Source organism: Caballeronia grimmiae (assembly GCF_022879615.1).
Classification (GTDB): Bacteria; Pseudomonadota; Gammaproteobacteria; order Burkholderiales; family Burkholderiaceae; genus Caballeronia; species Caballeronia grimmiae.
On the sequence record NZ_CP084272.1, the window covers coordinates 528,644 to 541,259 of the forward strand.

At 64.8% G+C, this 12,616-nt stretch carries 11 protein-coding genes; 6 read left to right on the plus strand and 5 right to left on the minus strand.

Annotated features, from left to right (window positions below; genetic code table 11):
• Nucleotides 1-91 precede the first annotated feature (91 nt).
• Together mnmH and LDZ21_RS16050 are read left to right on the plus strand one after the other, a co-directional pair.
• Nucleotides 92-1,159, plus strand: coding sequence for a tRNA 2-selenouridine(34) synthase MnmH (gene mnmH / locus LDZ21_RS16045; protein ID WP_244795785.1), 1,068 nt, complete (start codon nucleotides 92-94; stop codon nucleotides 1,157-1,159).
• Between the two features lie 29 nt (nucleotides 1,160-1,188).
• A complete protein-coding gene (locus LDZ21_RS16050; RefSeq protein ID WP_244795786.1) occupies nucleotides 1,189-2,238 on the plus strand; it encodes a permease in 1,050 nt (349 codons plus the stop codon).
• Between the two features lie 394 nt (nucleotides 2,239-2,632).
• Here LDZ21_RS16050 and cydB read toward each other — a convergent pair whose 3' ends face one another.
• The gene (cydB, locus tag LDZ21_RS16055) at nucleotides 2,633-3,634 is read right to left on the minus strand and encodes a cytochrome d ubiquinol oxidase subunit II (RefSeq protein WP_244795787.1); all 1,002 of its coding nucleotides are present in this window, start codon (nucleotides 3,632-3,634) and stop codon (nucleotides 2,633-2,635) included.
• Between the two features lie 4 nt (nucleotides 3,635-3,638).
• Entirely contained in the window at nucleotides 3,639-5,042 is a 1,404-nt protein-coding gene (locus LDZ21_RS16060; RefSeq protein WP_244795788.1) for a cytochrome ubiquinol oxidase subunit I, read from the minus strand.
• Between the two features lie 395 nt (nucleotides 5,043-5,437).
• Here LDZ21_RS16060 and ypfJ point away from each other — a divergent pair, with 395 nt between their 5' ends.
• Together ypfJ and LDZ21_RS16070 are read left to right on the plus strand one after the other, a co-directional pair.
• Nucleotides 5,438-6,310: a KPN_02809 family neutral zinc metallopeptidase gene (gene ypfJ, locus LDZ21_RS16065; RefSeq protein ID WP_244795789.1), complete on the plus strand. Its 873-nt coding sequence runs from the start codon at nucleotides 5,438-5,440 to the stop codon at nucleotides 6,308-6,310.
• A gap of 161 nt (nucleotides 6,311-6,471) precedes the next feature.
• A complete protein-coding gene (locus LDZ21_RS16070) occupies nucleotides 6,472-7,374 on the plus strand; it encodes a flagellar brake protein (protein ID WP_244795790.1) in 903 nt (300 codons plus the stop codon).
• Nucleotides 7,375-7,393: 19 nt separating this feature from the next.
• Here the strand turns inward: LDZ21_RS16070 and LDZ21_RS16075 are convergent, their stop codons facing one another.
• Together LDZ21_RS16075 and LDZ21_RS16080 are read right to left on the minus strand one after the other, a co-directional pair.
• Entirely contained in the window at nucleotides 7,394-8,047 is a 654-nt protein-coding gene (locus LDZ21_RS16075; RefSeq protein ID WP_244795791.1) for a DsbA family oxidoreductase, read from the minus strand.
• 102 nt (nucleotides 8,048-8,149) lie between these two features.
• A complete protein-coding gene (locus tag LDZ21_RS16080) occupies nucleotides 8,150-9,490 on the minus strand; it encodes an NAD(P)/FAD-dependent oxidoreductase (RefSeq protein ID WP_244795792.1) in 1,341 nt (446 codons plus the stop codon).
• Between the two features lie 289 nt (nucleotides 9,491-9,779).
• On the opposite strand from LDZ21_RS16080, the gene LDZ21_RS16085 reads away from it, so the two are divergent.
• Nucleotides 9,780-10,211, plus strand: a complete 432-nt coding sequence (locus tag LDZ21_RS16085; protein WP_035964282.1) for an OsmC family protein — start codon at nucleotides 9,780-9,782, stop codon at nucleotides 10,209-10,211.
• Between the two features lie 42 nt (nucleotides 10,212-10,253).
• On the opposite strand, the gene LDZ21_RS16090 is transcribed toward LDZ21_RS16085, so the two are convergent.
• Nucleotides 10,254-11,228 carry a GGDEF domain-containing protein gene (locus LDZ21_RS16090; protein ID WP_244795793.1) on the minus strand — a complete coding sequence of 325 codons (975 nt, stop codon included), beginning with the start codon at nucleotides 11,226-11,228 and terminating at the stop codon, nucleotides 10,254-10,256.
• Between the two features lie 268 nt (nucleotides 11,229-11,496).
• On the opposite strand from LDZ21_RS16090, the gene LDZ21_RS16095 reads away from it, so the two are divergent.
• Nucleotides 11,497-12,582, plus strand: coding sequence for a calcium:cation antiporter (locus LDZ21_RS16095; protein ID WP_244795794.1), 1,086 nt, complete (start codon nucleotides 11,497-11,499; stop codon nucleotides 12,580-12,582).
• The last annotated feature ends 34 nt before the right edge of the window (nucleotides 12,583-12,616 follow it).

Below are 12,616 nucleotides of genomic sequence, written 5' to 3' on the forward strand. Positions count from 1 at the left end.
AAAGCGTGACCAAAATCGCGCGCTGAAGCGAAACCGTGAGCCGTGCGATAATTTCAGGCTTCGCCGCCGCTTCTTTCGCATTGATTTTCCAGTGAAAAACCTGCTCGTTTCCATCGATCGCCTCCGCGACTTCGACGAAATCGTCGATGTCCGCACGCCGCTCGAATTCGCCGAGGACCACATTCCCGGCGCTATCAATGCACCCGTGCTCGAGAACGAGGAGCGGGTGATCGTCGGCACGATGTACAAGCAGGTCTCGCCGTTCGAGGCAACGCGCGTGGGCGCGGCGATGGTCGCGCGCAATATCGCGCGTCATCTCGATACGCTCTTCGCCGACCGCCCGCGCAACTGGCGCCCGCTGATCTATTGCTGGCGCGGCGGCAAGCGTTCCGGCTCGATGACGACGTGGTTCAACATGATCGGCTGGCAGGCGCGTCAGCTCGAAGGCGGCTACAAGAGCTATCGGCGTGACGTGCTGGATCGCCTGACGACATTGCCGGCGCGATTTCGTTATGTCGCGCTGATCGGCCACACGGGCAGCGGCAAGACGCGGCTGTTGCAGGCGCTCGGGCACGCCGGGGCGCAAGTGCTGGACCTCGAAGGACTGGCGGCGCATCGCGGTTCGCTGCTCGGCGCGCTCCCGGGACACGACCAGCCGTCGCAGAAAGCATTCGATTCGGCGCTCGTCGCGACGCTGCGCGGCTTCGATCCGGCGCGGCCCGTGTTCATCGAGGCGGAAGGGCGGCGCATCGGCGCGGTCACGATGCCCGACTCGCTGCTCGACAGCCTGCACGCAGCCGCGTGTGTCGAAGTCGAAGCGCGCCGCGAGGACCGTATCGCGTTCCTGTTGCAGGACTACGCGCATCTCTTCGACGATCCGGAGTTTTTCAAGGCGCAGTTGTCGAAGCTCGTCGCGCTGCATAGCCGGGAGCGGGTCGGGCACTGGCATCGGCTGATCGATGAAGGCGCGCGCGCCGAGCTTTTCGCCGAACTGATCGACCGGCACTATGATCCCGCCTATGGCCGCAGCAGCCGCGCGCTCTACACGCAACTGCCCCAGGCGGCGCATATGCTTTTCCGTCCGAACGACGCCGACAGCCTCGACCAGGCGAAGGCGCTGCTCGCGCAGTTGTCCGAGACGTCCGTCGTGCTCGGCTAATCTTTTTGTTCCACTCAGAAATAACAAATATGACCACGCTCCGACAACCTCGCGTCGCGCTCGGCTGGATGGTGTTCCTGCTGATCGCCGTCGCGGGCCTCTGCTACGTCAAATGGTTTCCCTACTACAACCGCGCGTTCGTCGCGGCGAGCCAGCATTCGATCGGCAAGTCGATCCTGATGGGCACGTCGGCAAGCGCGCCCGGGCCGTCATGGCAGGCTGCGCTCGATTACGCGATGGCCTACGGCAAGGCCATCTGGCAGGCGATGGTGCTCGGTCTGCTGCTCGGATCGGCGGTGCAGGCGTTGATTCCGCCGCGCTGGGTGGCGCGTGCGCTCGGCGAGCATAACTTCGGCAGCGTCGTGAATGGCGGGCTGATGTCTCTGCCGGGCATGATGTGCACGTGCTGCGCGGCGCCGGTGGTCGCGGGCTTGCGGGCGCGGCAGGCGGCCCCTGGCGCGGCCATCGCGTTCTGGCTCGGCAACACGGTGCTGAACCCGGCGGCGCTGGTGTTCATGGGCTTCGTGCTCGGCTGGCAGTGGACGGGTTTGCGTCTCGTGCTGGGCGTGCTGATGGTGTTCGGCCTTGGCTACGCGGTGAATCGCATGGTGACGCCGGCGCAGGCGGCGGCATCGCGCGAGGCGTTGTCGAAGCTGGTTCAGGAGGACGATCCGGGCACGGCATTCACGCGCTGGCTGAAGATTCTCGGCCGCATGACGCTGCGGCTCGTGCCGGAGTACATCGTGCTGGTGCTGCTGCTGGGCGCGGCGCGGGCGTGGCTCTTTCCGCATATCGGGCCGGATATCGGCAATGCTGCGCTGTGGATCATCGCGTTCGCGGTGGCGGGCACGCTGTTCGTGATCCCGACGGCGGGCGAAGTGCCCATCATTCAGGCGATGCTGTCGCTCGGCATGGCGACGGGTCCGGCGGGCGCGCTTTTGATGACGCTGCCGCCGGTGAGCGTGCCGTCGCTGGTGATGCTCGGGCGGTCGTTTCCGCCGAAGGTACTGGCGTTCGTGGCGGCGTCGGTGGTCGCGTTTGGTGTGATCGGCGGGGTGGTGGCGGGGTGGTTGTTTTAGGCGATGAGTGAGCAAGGGTCCGATTGGCCGACCCGCTCACGTCGATGATGTCGCGCTTCGTGCTGCTTTGCGTCGGTTCTTACTGGGCAAAGCGGCTCGACTGACGTTGAAGGCGATTCAGGGCTGCGTCAGGCTCGTTCTACTCAACGGTATTTGTGGGCGGTTCAAAGCATCGAACCGGAGCAGGAGCCAAAGCGTCAGAAACGCTGGTCGACACCGCCGGGAACGCGGCTACTGCATTAACACGTAGGTAGCCCGTCCCCTCGCAGCGACAACTCAAAACCCCGCAGCAGTCCCCCACCGAATCAGCAACTTGAACGGCAGCGCGAGCAACATCGTTGCGCCGACGCCAGCGGCCCAAAGCGCAAAGAACCAGAAAACGCCGCGCATCCGCTTAGTGATAGTGATGTTCGCCATGGCGCACCTTTCCTCTGAATACCCAATACCCCAGCGTCGTATAGGCGACGATCACCGGCAAGATCACCGCCGCGCCAACGATCGTAAATAGCTGGCTCGAACGCGGCGACGCCGCATCCCAGATCGACACGCCCGGAAAGATGTCGTGCGGCGAAATGCTCGCCACCAGTCCCGCATAACCGAGCAGCACGAAGCCGAGCGCCATCGCGAACGGCCGCTTCTCGTGACGCGAATCGATCGACCGGCGCATCGCCCACGCGCACGCCGCGACGAGCACCGGAACCGGCAGCATCCGGTAGAACAGCGGCGAGTCGAACCAGCGCGACGCAATGCCCGCATCGAGCAGGGGCGTCCACACGCTGACGACAGCGATCGTCGCGAGCTGCAGCAGCGTCAGCGGCCACACGACGCGATACATCCGCCGCTGCAACTCGCCTTCGGTCTTCGCGATCAGCCAGCAAGCGCCGAGCAGCGCGTACGTGACGACGAGCGCGCCGCCGGTGAACATCGCAAAGGGCGTAAACCAGCCGAAGGCATCGCCGGAGAAGCGTCCGTCCGCAACGGGGATGCCTTCGAGGAACGCGCCGAGCGCCACGCCCTGAAAGAACGTCGCGCCCGCCGATCCGCCGATGAACGCAAGGTCCCACAGATGCCGGGTGCGGGTGGCCTTGGACCGGATCTCGAACGACACGCCCCGGAAGATCAGGCATACGAGCATCAGCACGAGCGGCAGATAGAGCGCCGACAAGACAGTCGAGTAGACCATCGGAAAGGCGGCAAAAAGCCCTGCGCCGCCGAGCACGAGCCACGTTTCGTTGCCGTCCCAGACGGGCGCGACGGTGTTCATCATCACGTCGCGGTCGTGCTGGTCCGGGAAGAACGGAAAGAGAATGCCGATGCCCAGGTCGAAACCGTCGAGCACCACGTACATGAAGAGGCCCAATGCGATGATCGCGGCCCAGGCAACTGTCAGGTCCATGTTGTTACGCTCCTTCGATGGACTGGGTAGGCAAGGAAAGCGGCCGGCGCGCGGTGCCTTCCGATGACGGCTCGTGCGGCGTCTGTCCCGGCAGCGCGGGGCCCTGACGCAGCAGCTTCAACAAGTAGTAGATGCCCGTGCCGAACACGATCGTGTACACGATCACGAACGCCAGCAGCGACACGCCCACTTGCTGCGCGGTGACGGGCGAGACGGCATCGGCCGTGCGCATCACGCCGTACACGACCCACGGCTGACGCCCGGCTTCCGTCGTCACCCAGCCCGCAAGCAGCGTGATGAAACCGCTCGGGCCCATCAGCAACACGAAGCGATGAAACCAGCGTGCCTCGAACAACCGGCGCTTGCGATGCAGCAGCCAGGACGCCACCGACATCACGATCATCAACACACCGAGGCCAGCCATCACGCGAAAGCTCCAGAACACGATCGTCGAGTTCGGGCGCTCGTCCTTCGGAAATGACTTGAGACCGCGAATCTCGCCATCCCAGCTATGCGTGAGGATCAGGCTGCCGAGATGCGGGATCTGCACGGCGTACTTCGTGGTCTCGGCTTCCATGTCGGGGATGCCGAACAGGTTCAGCGCGGTGCCGCCTTTCTCGGTTTCCCAGATGCCTTCGATCGCCGCGATCTTTGCCGGCTGATGCTCCCGCGTGTTGATGCCGTGCGCGTCGCCGACCAGCGCCTGAAGCGGCGTCAGCGCGAGCAGCAGCCACAGCGCCATCGAGAAAGTCTTCTTGATCGCCGGGTCGCGCCGCCCTTTCAACAGGTGCCATGCGCCCGTCGCCGCCACCACGAGCGCCGCGACGATGAACGCGGCAATCGCCATATGCGCGAGCCGGTACGGGAACGACGGATTGAAGACGATCGCGAACCAGTCGACCGGCACGACATGATCGCCTTCTATGCGAAAGCCTTGCGGCGTCTGCATCCAGCTATTGGATGCGAGGATCCAGAACGTCGAAATGAGCGTGCCGATGGCGACCATCAGCGTCGCGCCGAAGTGCGCCTTCGGGCCGACCTTGTTCCAGCCGAACAGCATGATGCCGAGAAAGCCCGCTTCGAGGAAGAACGCGGTCATCACTTCGTAGGTCAGCAGCGGCCCTGTGATGGGACCGGCGAAGGTGGAGAAGCCGCCCCAGTTGGTGCCGAATTCATACGCCATGACGACGCCCGACACCACGCCCATGCCGAATGCCACGGCGAAAATCTTCGACCAGAACAGGCAGAGTTCCTTGTAGACGGGCTTGCCTGTTTTGAGCCACGCGCCTTCGAGCACGGCGATGAAACTCGCGAGCCCGATGCTCAGGGCAGGAAAGATGATGTGAAACGATACGGTGAACGCGAACTGTATCCGCGCCAGATCGATTGCTTCGGGAGTCGAGTGCATGATGACTTGTCTTTTTGAAATTCACGCGGCCGTTCGTAAAGGTCTGGCCGGTTGTGTGTCGCGACGATTGCGTCTGATCACGGCCGGAGCTTAGCGCCGAAAATGCACGACTGTTGCGTTGCGTCAGAGATGCCGCATTGTGCGGAAATGCCGCAGTTTCAACGAGTTGGCGGCGTTATCCGATTGATATTTATGCGTTTTCGAGATGACGGCCGGCGTTGCGTCGCCGGGTGCGCGACGTGCTTCTCGCGACAATCGACCGCACTGCATCAGACGCACTGAAGCGGAATGGGGGGACGAAGTTTCACCTGCGTGCGGTGCAGAATCCGTGCAGCGCGCGGGTACGATACTGGCTTTCCAGAAACGCATGACGCGCGAACACAAGGAGAACCTACATGCGCCTCGATGATGAAAGTGAAAGTCAGAACGTCGAAGACCGGCGGGGCTCGGGCGGCTTCGGCGTCGGCGGGGGAACGATAGGGATCGGCACCATCGTGCTGGCGCTGGCCGCGTCGTACTTTTTCGGCATCAACCCGATGACGATCATCAACGGCGCGCAAGTGCTTCAAGGCAATGCGCCGCAACGTCAGGCCGCGCCAAGCAATGCGGAACCGGCTCACGATGCCGGCGCTGTGTTCGTGCGCCGCGTGCTCGGCAATACGGAGCGCACCTGGCAGCACATCTTCCGCACGGAGTTCAATCAGGACTATCCGGCGCCGAAGCTCGTGCTCTTCTCGGGCGGCACGCAGACCGCCTGCGGAACAGGGCAGGCCGCCATGGGCCCGTTCTACTGTCCGGCGGACCGCAACGTGTACATCGATCTTTCTTTCTATCGCGAACTGCGCGACCGCTTCGGCGCGAGCGGAGACTTCGCGCAGGCGTACGTGATCGCGCATGAAGTGGGGCATCACGTGCAAAACGTGCTCGGCGTCTCCGACAAGGTCGATCGCGCTCGCTCCCGGATGTCGCGTGAGCAGGCGAATGCGTTGTCGGTGCGAGTCGAGTTACAGGCGGATTGCTTTGCGGGCGTTTGGGCGGCGGTCGCGCAGCAGCAGAACGCGAAGCTGATCGAGCCGGGCGATTTCGAGCAAGGCCTGAATGCGGCGGCTGCAATCGGCGATGACCGCTTGCAGCAACAGACGCAGGGGCGCGTCGTGCCGGAGGCGTTCACGCACGGGACGAGCGCGCAGCGACAGCGATGGTTAAAGCGCGGACTGTCGTCCGGCGACGTTCGCCAGTGCGACACATACTCGGCGCAGACCCTTTAGCTTTTATGCGCATAACATTGCGCCGCGCAACCGGGAGCGCGGTATCAATAACCGAAATTCGAAGACGTTCCGTCCCGATATGTAATGATTTCCGAAAACACTTGACGGGCGAGCGAGCAACTAAGAGGATTGCACCAAACACTTAAGAATATTCTGACCAAATGCTCGCGGACTCCGTCTCTGAGAAACGACCGGCTCTCGTCCGTCTGAATGCAGCCGATATCCCGCTGAAAGCGCCGCTCGAATGGCCGATCCTCGCGCCCGATGGCGCGGTGCTGTTCGATAGCGGCACCGTCGTCCCGGACGAAGCCGTGCGCGCTTTCCTTTATCGTCATTTCGAGCCGCATCGTCCGTCGCTTGAAGTGACGCGCGCTTCCGCCGCCATTGAAACAGCCGCCGATGGAGCGCCGACACTCGAGGACATGAGTCTCGCCATTGGCGGACGCGTCGGCTTGCGCGGCGCCAGCATCTCCGGGTCCGCGATGTACGCGAGCCGCGTAATCGGCTTCTCGAATCCGCGTCGCAACGGCGAACGGTCGCTTTTCGTCACGCAGCCGGTCATGGCTGGTTCCGATCCGCTCGAACTGACGCGCGGCGAACAGGTCGATCTCGTCGCGCTGACCGGACGGGGCGTGTTCCGCTTCGCCTGCACCGTCGATGCAACCAGCCGCGAGCCCTTCAACTACGTGGTGTTATCGGCGCCGGGCGCGATCCGCCGCTTGCGGGCGCGCAAGTTCGCGCGGCTTCCGACCTGCCTCGGTGCGCGCTTTTCGACGGAAGCGGTAGCGAGCGCGGTGCCGCAACTCGGCCGCGTCGCCGATATCAGCCCGTACGGCATGTCGCTGTCGGTGCCAACCGCGACTGCGCGCGCCGGGGACCGCCTGAAACTTTCGTTCCGGTTCTGCACCGATGGCGTCGATGTCGAAATCGATACGACCGCGATCGTGCGTCACGTCGGCCCGGCGGAGTCAGGCGCGCCGGGCGCGGCCTACGGGCTCGAGTTCGAAGCGCTGGATGCTTCGCAGCGCATCGCGCTGAAGTCGTTCATGGCGGAGCACAGCTAGACGGCTGCGCGCGCCGATGTCAGCTTCCCGGGAAACCGTCCGGGAACAGCCGCTCGATTGCGGCTTCGTAGTGCTGAATCGGCGCGGCGCCGCGCAGTGCGATCGGCGGCGGCGGTTCCTGGCCCGGCGCCGGTTCGCGCGACAGCACGGCGAACGGCACGCCGCTGATGCCGAGTTGCTTCGCGAACTCTTCGTCTTCGATGACGAGATCGGTGTAGGTGCCGTCGTCGAGCGATTCTTCCAGCAGTTCCGGGTCGATGCCGCAGGTCGCGGCGATGTCGATGAGTGCATCCTGATCGCCGATATCGATGCCTTCCTCGAAGTAAGCCTTGAAGATGGCGCGATGCACGAGGTCGTATCGGCCGGACTCACGCGCGAACAAAACCGTTTCGAACGCCTTGCGGCTGCGCGGCGCGACGGACGGCAGGCGCATCAACAGCCCGCGTTCTTCGGCGAGCGGACGCACCGATTTTTCCCATGCCTCGTGAATCGTGTCGCTGTTCGGATCGAGCAGCGGCGCGGGTTCGGGGCGCAGCTCGAACGCATGCCAGCGAACCTCGACGGCGTCGCCGTAGGCGTTGCGCAACTGGTCGAGCACCGGCGTTTCCAGATAGCAGAAAGGACACACGAAGTCCGACCAGACGTCGACATACAACAGCGGCGTGGATGCCATGAAAGCCTCTAGCGATGATTGCGGCAGCCAGCGCGCATGCGCTGGCCGCAAAACCGGTATGTTAGCGCGCCGCCTGGCGCCGCGCCGCATCGTCCGATGCGCTCAGAAGCCGCCGTCCAGTTCGATGCGGCTGCCGTCGAAGAAGCGCGACAGGCGGAACGCATGCGGATCCACGAAGGGCGCATCGTTGGCGACGAGGTCGGCCATCAGCTTGCCCGCGCCCGGCCCGATGCCGAAGCCATGCCCTGAGAATCCCGTTGCGATGAACAGCCCGTGCGTGCGCTCGACGCCGGAAATGACGGGCACCGCGTCGGGCGTCACGTCGATATAGCCTGCCCAAGCCTGCTCCACCGCGACCGGCGCGAGCGATGGGAAGATCGCGCGGAACTCGGCAAGCGCGGTGTCGTTGAACGCTTCGACAGGCGCGGGATCGAGCGTGCGGACGGTTTCGAAGACCGTCGGCTGATCGAGCGGCCAGCGGCGCGGACGCCGCAGTTCTTCGAAAAAGCGCGCGTTGAAACTGAGCTTGATCGAGCCGAACTGGCTTTTGAGCGCGGGAAGGAATTTGGTAAAGAGCCGGAAACTGTCGGGCGTGATGTCGCTATAACTCCGAAAGGCATTGGCGAGGGTGTATCCGCCATCCATCCGCTTGCGATACCCCAGCGCCTGATTGCACGCGCTGACTTCGGGCCCGCCGGGAAGCGGAGCGGTGCGCATGACCGACGAGCGCACCATCAGTTGCGGCACGTCCACGCCAAGATTGCCTGCGAAGAGACGCGTCCATGCTCCGCCCGCGACGACCACGCTCTGGCAGCGAATCCGGCCGTGTTCGGTCACCACCGCGCTTACCGCACCGCCGCTTGTTTCGACGCCGCGCACCGCGCACGGCATCGCGATCTTGACGCCGCGCTGGCGCAGCGCCGCGGCCATCGCGGGCACGGCGCGTTGCGGTTCGGCGCGGCCATCGCTCGGCGTGTAGATGCCGCCCGCGAATCGGCGCGCCGCGCCGGGCATCAGCGCGGCGGTTTCGTCGGGCGACACGATGCGCGAATCGATACCGTCGCGGCCCACTTTGGCGACGGCGCGGGCCAGCCAGGCTTCGTGACCGGCGAGGGCGCGGGCGTCGTCGGCGGCGTAGAGGATGCCGCATTCGCGATAGCCACTGTCGATGCCGAGATCGGCGTCCATGCGTCGCCACAGCTTCAGGCTTTCGAGGCTCAGTTCGAGTTCGCGCAAATCGCGATGCGTCGCGCGGCACCAGCCCCAGTTGCGGCTCGACTGCTCGCCGGCGATATGTCCTTTCTCGCAGACGGCGACCGACAAGCCCTTCTCCGCGAGAAAGCGCGCCGTGCTGATTCCGATGATGCCGCCCCCGACGACGACCACGTCGACGCTTTCGGGCAACGCCTTGTCTTCCGCGATGCGTTCGGTTGGCGGCCCCATCCTACGCGGCCTCTTTGCGTGCAGTGCGTGTCATGTGTTCCTTCGTTTGCGGTCGAACATCCGGCGAGGATGCTAAGGGAATCGGCGGGCTTTGACCATCGGCGCAAAAATCTCAGGCACCGGGTCCGCGACGCGGGCGCTGCATCGGCGGGTGCGATCCGCTACGATGAACGCGAGGCATCGCGTCATCGGCGCCGGGCACGGTGCGTGCAATGAGTCCGCGCTGCTGACGCAGTAGCTCGGCCGGCAAGGCCGGTCATCGCAATCTCATCTCTCATGGAGAACTCTCGTGCAAAAGACTGCATCGGCAAAATGGAGCGGCGGCATCAAGGACGGCAAGGGATTCATCTCGACACAGACCGGCGTGCTGAATGACGCGCCGTACGGGTTCAAGTCGCGCTTCGAAGAAGGGCCGGGCACCAATCCCGAAGAACTGATCGGCGCGGCGCATGCCGGCTGCTTCACGATGGCGCTCTCGCTGCAACTCGAGCAGGCGGGCATGAAAGCCGAAAGCCTGGAAACGAAGTCGACGGTCACGCTCGAGAAAGACGGCGAAGGCTTCACGATCACATCGTGTCAGCTCGATCTGAAGGCGAAGATTCCCGGCGCCGACAAAGCCGCGTTCGACAAGGCCGCGCAAGCCGCCAAGGAAGGCTGCCCGGTTTCGAAACTGTTCGCCGGCAACGCCCAAATCACGCTGAACGCGCAACTGGAGTCCTGACCGGGCCCGTACTGTCCGCGTCTCATCGCCGGCCTGCGCGCATCAATGCCGCAGGCCTTTTTTCTGCGCCATCTTGTGCGCGTACATCTGACTGTCGCTCGCCGCGAGCAGATCGATGACCGTCGCATGCCGCGCGGGATCGTACTGCGTCTGTCCGACGCTGAAGCGGATGTCGTAGCCACGCTCCGCCGCCGCTTCGTGACCGGCGAGCGTCGCGCGCAGGCGATCGAGCGCGCTGCTCGTTTCGTCGTCGCCGGCATCGGTCAGGAGCGCGACGAATTCGTCGCCGCCGAGCCGGCCGATCACATCGGTCTGGCGAAACGAGTTGCGCAGCGCGGCGGCGAAAGTCGCGAGCGCGCGGTCGCCTTCGGCGTGGCCGTAGCTGTCGTTGATCTGCTTGAAGCCGTCGAGATCGAAGAACAGCAGCGATGCGCGATGCCCCATGCGCTTGCAGACGTTGAGCGCATGTTGCGCGAGCGCCTCGAAGCCGCGACGGTTCGGAATCAGCGTGAGGTCGTCGACGGTGGCGAGTTCGATCGCCGCCAGTTCCTGTTCCGCGATGCGCGCGAGGTCGAGCAGCAGTCCGCGCTGCTCCGCGTCGAGCGTGCGCGGGCGTCGATCGATCAGGCATAGCGTGCCGAGCCGCGCGCCGTTGGGCACCGTGAGCGGCTGGCCCGCATAGAAGCGGATATTCGGCTCGCCGACGACCAGCGGATTGTCGCAAAAGCGGCTGTCGGCGCGGGCGTCGGGAATCATCAGCAGGTCGTCCTGCAGGATGGCGTGCGAGCAGAACGAAACATCGCGCGGTGTCTCGCGTGCTTCCAGGCCGGTACACGACTTGAACCACTGGCGGTTCTCGTCGATCAGGCTCACGAGCGCGATGGGCACGTCGAACAGATGCCGCGCGAGGCGGGTGAGCCGGTCGAAGCGTTCTTCAGGCGGCGTGTCGAGAATACGCAGCGTACGGAGCGTGGCGAGGCGGGTCGATTCGTTCTCGGGTTTCGGGGCGACGAGCATGAAGTCTCGGTTCCTCCTGCAGGATTGGTGCGTCGAGCGATGCAAGCGGACGTATTGTCCGGCAAATGCGGAATCTGCGGTTGGAAGACGGGAAATTCAACCGCGCAACCGCGCCGGCCGCATCCGGCGGCTATTATGCCGATGGCAGGCGGGCCTTTGCCGCAGCGCTTTCATCGCACGCTCACAGCGCGGGCGGGTCGGATTGTTTCACCGGCTCGCCCCGGGTCATGTACCGACCATCCCCTCCACCGATTCCCCCGGAACGCCGATGAAAAACAAGCTCAACTGGACCACCCTCGCGCCGATCGCCGCGATCGTCGTGCTCGCCGGCGCAGCGTTTGTCCATAACGCGCTGGCGACCGGCCTGTCCGCGATTGCACTCGCGCTCGCGGTGTTCGCAGCGGTGCATCACGCCGAAGTGGTCGCGCATCGCGTCGGGGAGCCGTTCGGCACGCTGGTGCTGGCGATCGCCGTGACGGTGATCGAAGTCGCGCTGATCGTCTCCGTGATGCTTTCCGGCGGCCCGGAGAAAGCCGCCCTGCCGCGCGACACCGTGTTCGCCGCGATCATGATTTGCTGTTGCGGAATCGTCGGAATGTGCCTGCTCGTCGGCGGCCTGCGGCATCACGTGCAGGACTTTCAGTTGCAGGGCGCAAGCGCGGCGCTCGCAAATCTCTGCGCGCTGTCGGTGCTGACGCTCGTGCTGCCGAACTTCACGAGCACGGTCGTGGGTCCGGCGCTGTCGACTTCGCAACTGGTTTTCGTGGGCGTCATTTCGCTCGTGCTGTACGTGGTCTACGTGTTCGTGCAGACGATCCGGCATCGCGATTACTTCCTGCCCGCCGCCGCCAAAACCATCGTCGACGAGGACGAGGCCTCGCACGCGCCGCCGCCGACGAGCGGCGAAGCGTGGTTCGCGCTCGCCTTGCTGGTGGTCTCGCTCGTGGCGGTCGTCGGGCTGGCGAAGCTGCTGTCCCCGGCGGTCGAGGCGGCCGTCGAGGCGGCGGGCGCGCCGGAGGCGGTGGTCGGCGTGGTGATCGCGGCGCTGGTGCTGCTGCCCGAGGGACTCGCGGCGGTGCGGGCGGCTCGGCTCGACCGCATCCAGACGAGCCTGAATCTCGCGCTCGGCTCCGCGCTGGCGAGCATCGGCCTGACGATACCGGCGGTGGCCGTCGTGTCGATCGCCATCGGCCAGCCCATTTCGCTTGGCCTCGAGCCGAAGGAAATCACGCTGCTCGCGCTCACGCTGCTCCTGTCGGTCATCACGCTCGGCACCGGGAGATCGACGGTGCTTCAGGGCGTCGTGCATCTGGTGATTTTCGCGGCGTTCCTGTTCCTCTCCGTGGTCCCTTGACGCGCTTTGACGCCCGCTCGCCGGCGTGCCGTTT

Bases quoted from the DNA above. Each gene is read 5' to 3' on its own strand.
- LDZ21_RS16050 (WP_244795786.1), top strand. From the start codon at position 1,189: ATGACCACGCTCCGACAACCTCGCGTCGCGCTCGGCTGGATGGTGTTC.
- cydB (WP_244795787.1), bottom strand. From the start codon at position 3,634: ATGGACCTGACAGTTGCCTGGGCCGCGATCATCGCATTGGGCCTCTTC.
- LDZ21_RS16060 (WP_244795788.1), bottom strand. From the start codon at position 5,042: ATGCACTCGACTCCCGAAGCAATCGATCTGGCGCGGATACAGTTCGCG.
- ypfJ (WP_244795789.1), top strand. From the start codon at position 5,438: ATGCGCCTCGATGATGAAAGTGAAAGTCAGAACGTCGAAGACCGGCGG.
- LDZ21_RS16070 (WP_244795790.1), top strand. From the start codon at position 6,472: ATGCTCGCGGACTCCGTCTCTGAGAAACGACCGGCTCTCGTCCGTCTG.
- LDZ21_RS16075 (WP_244795791.1), bottom strand. From the start codon at position 8,047: ATGGCATCCACGCCGCTGTTGTATGTCGACGTCTGGTCGGACTTCGTG.
- LDZ21_RS16080 (WP_244795792.1), bottom strand. From the start codon at position 9,490: ATGGGGCCGCCAACCGAACGCATCGCGGAAGACAAGGCGTTGCCCGAA.
- LDZ21_RS16090 (WP_244795793.1), bottom strand. From the start codon at position 11,228: ATGCTCGTCGCCCCGAAACCCGAGAACGAATCGACCCGCCTCGCCACG.
- LDZ21_RS16095 (WP_244795794.1), top strand. From the start codon at position 11,497: ATGAAAAACAAGCTCAACTGGACCACCCTCGCGCCGATCGCCGCGATC.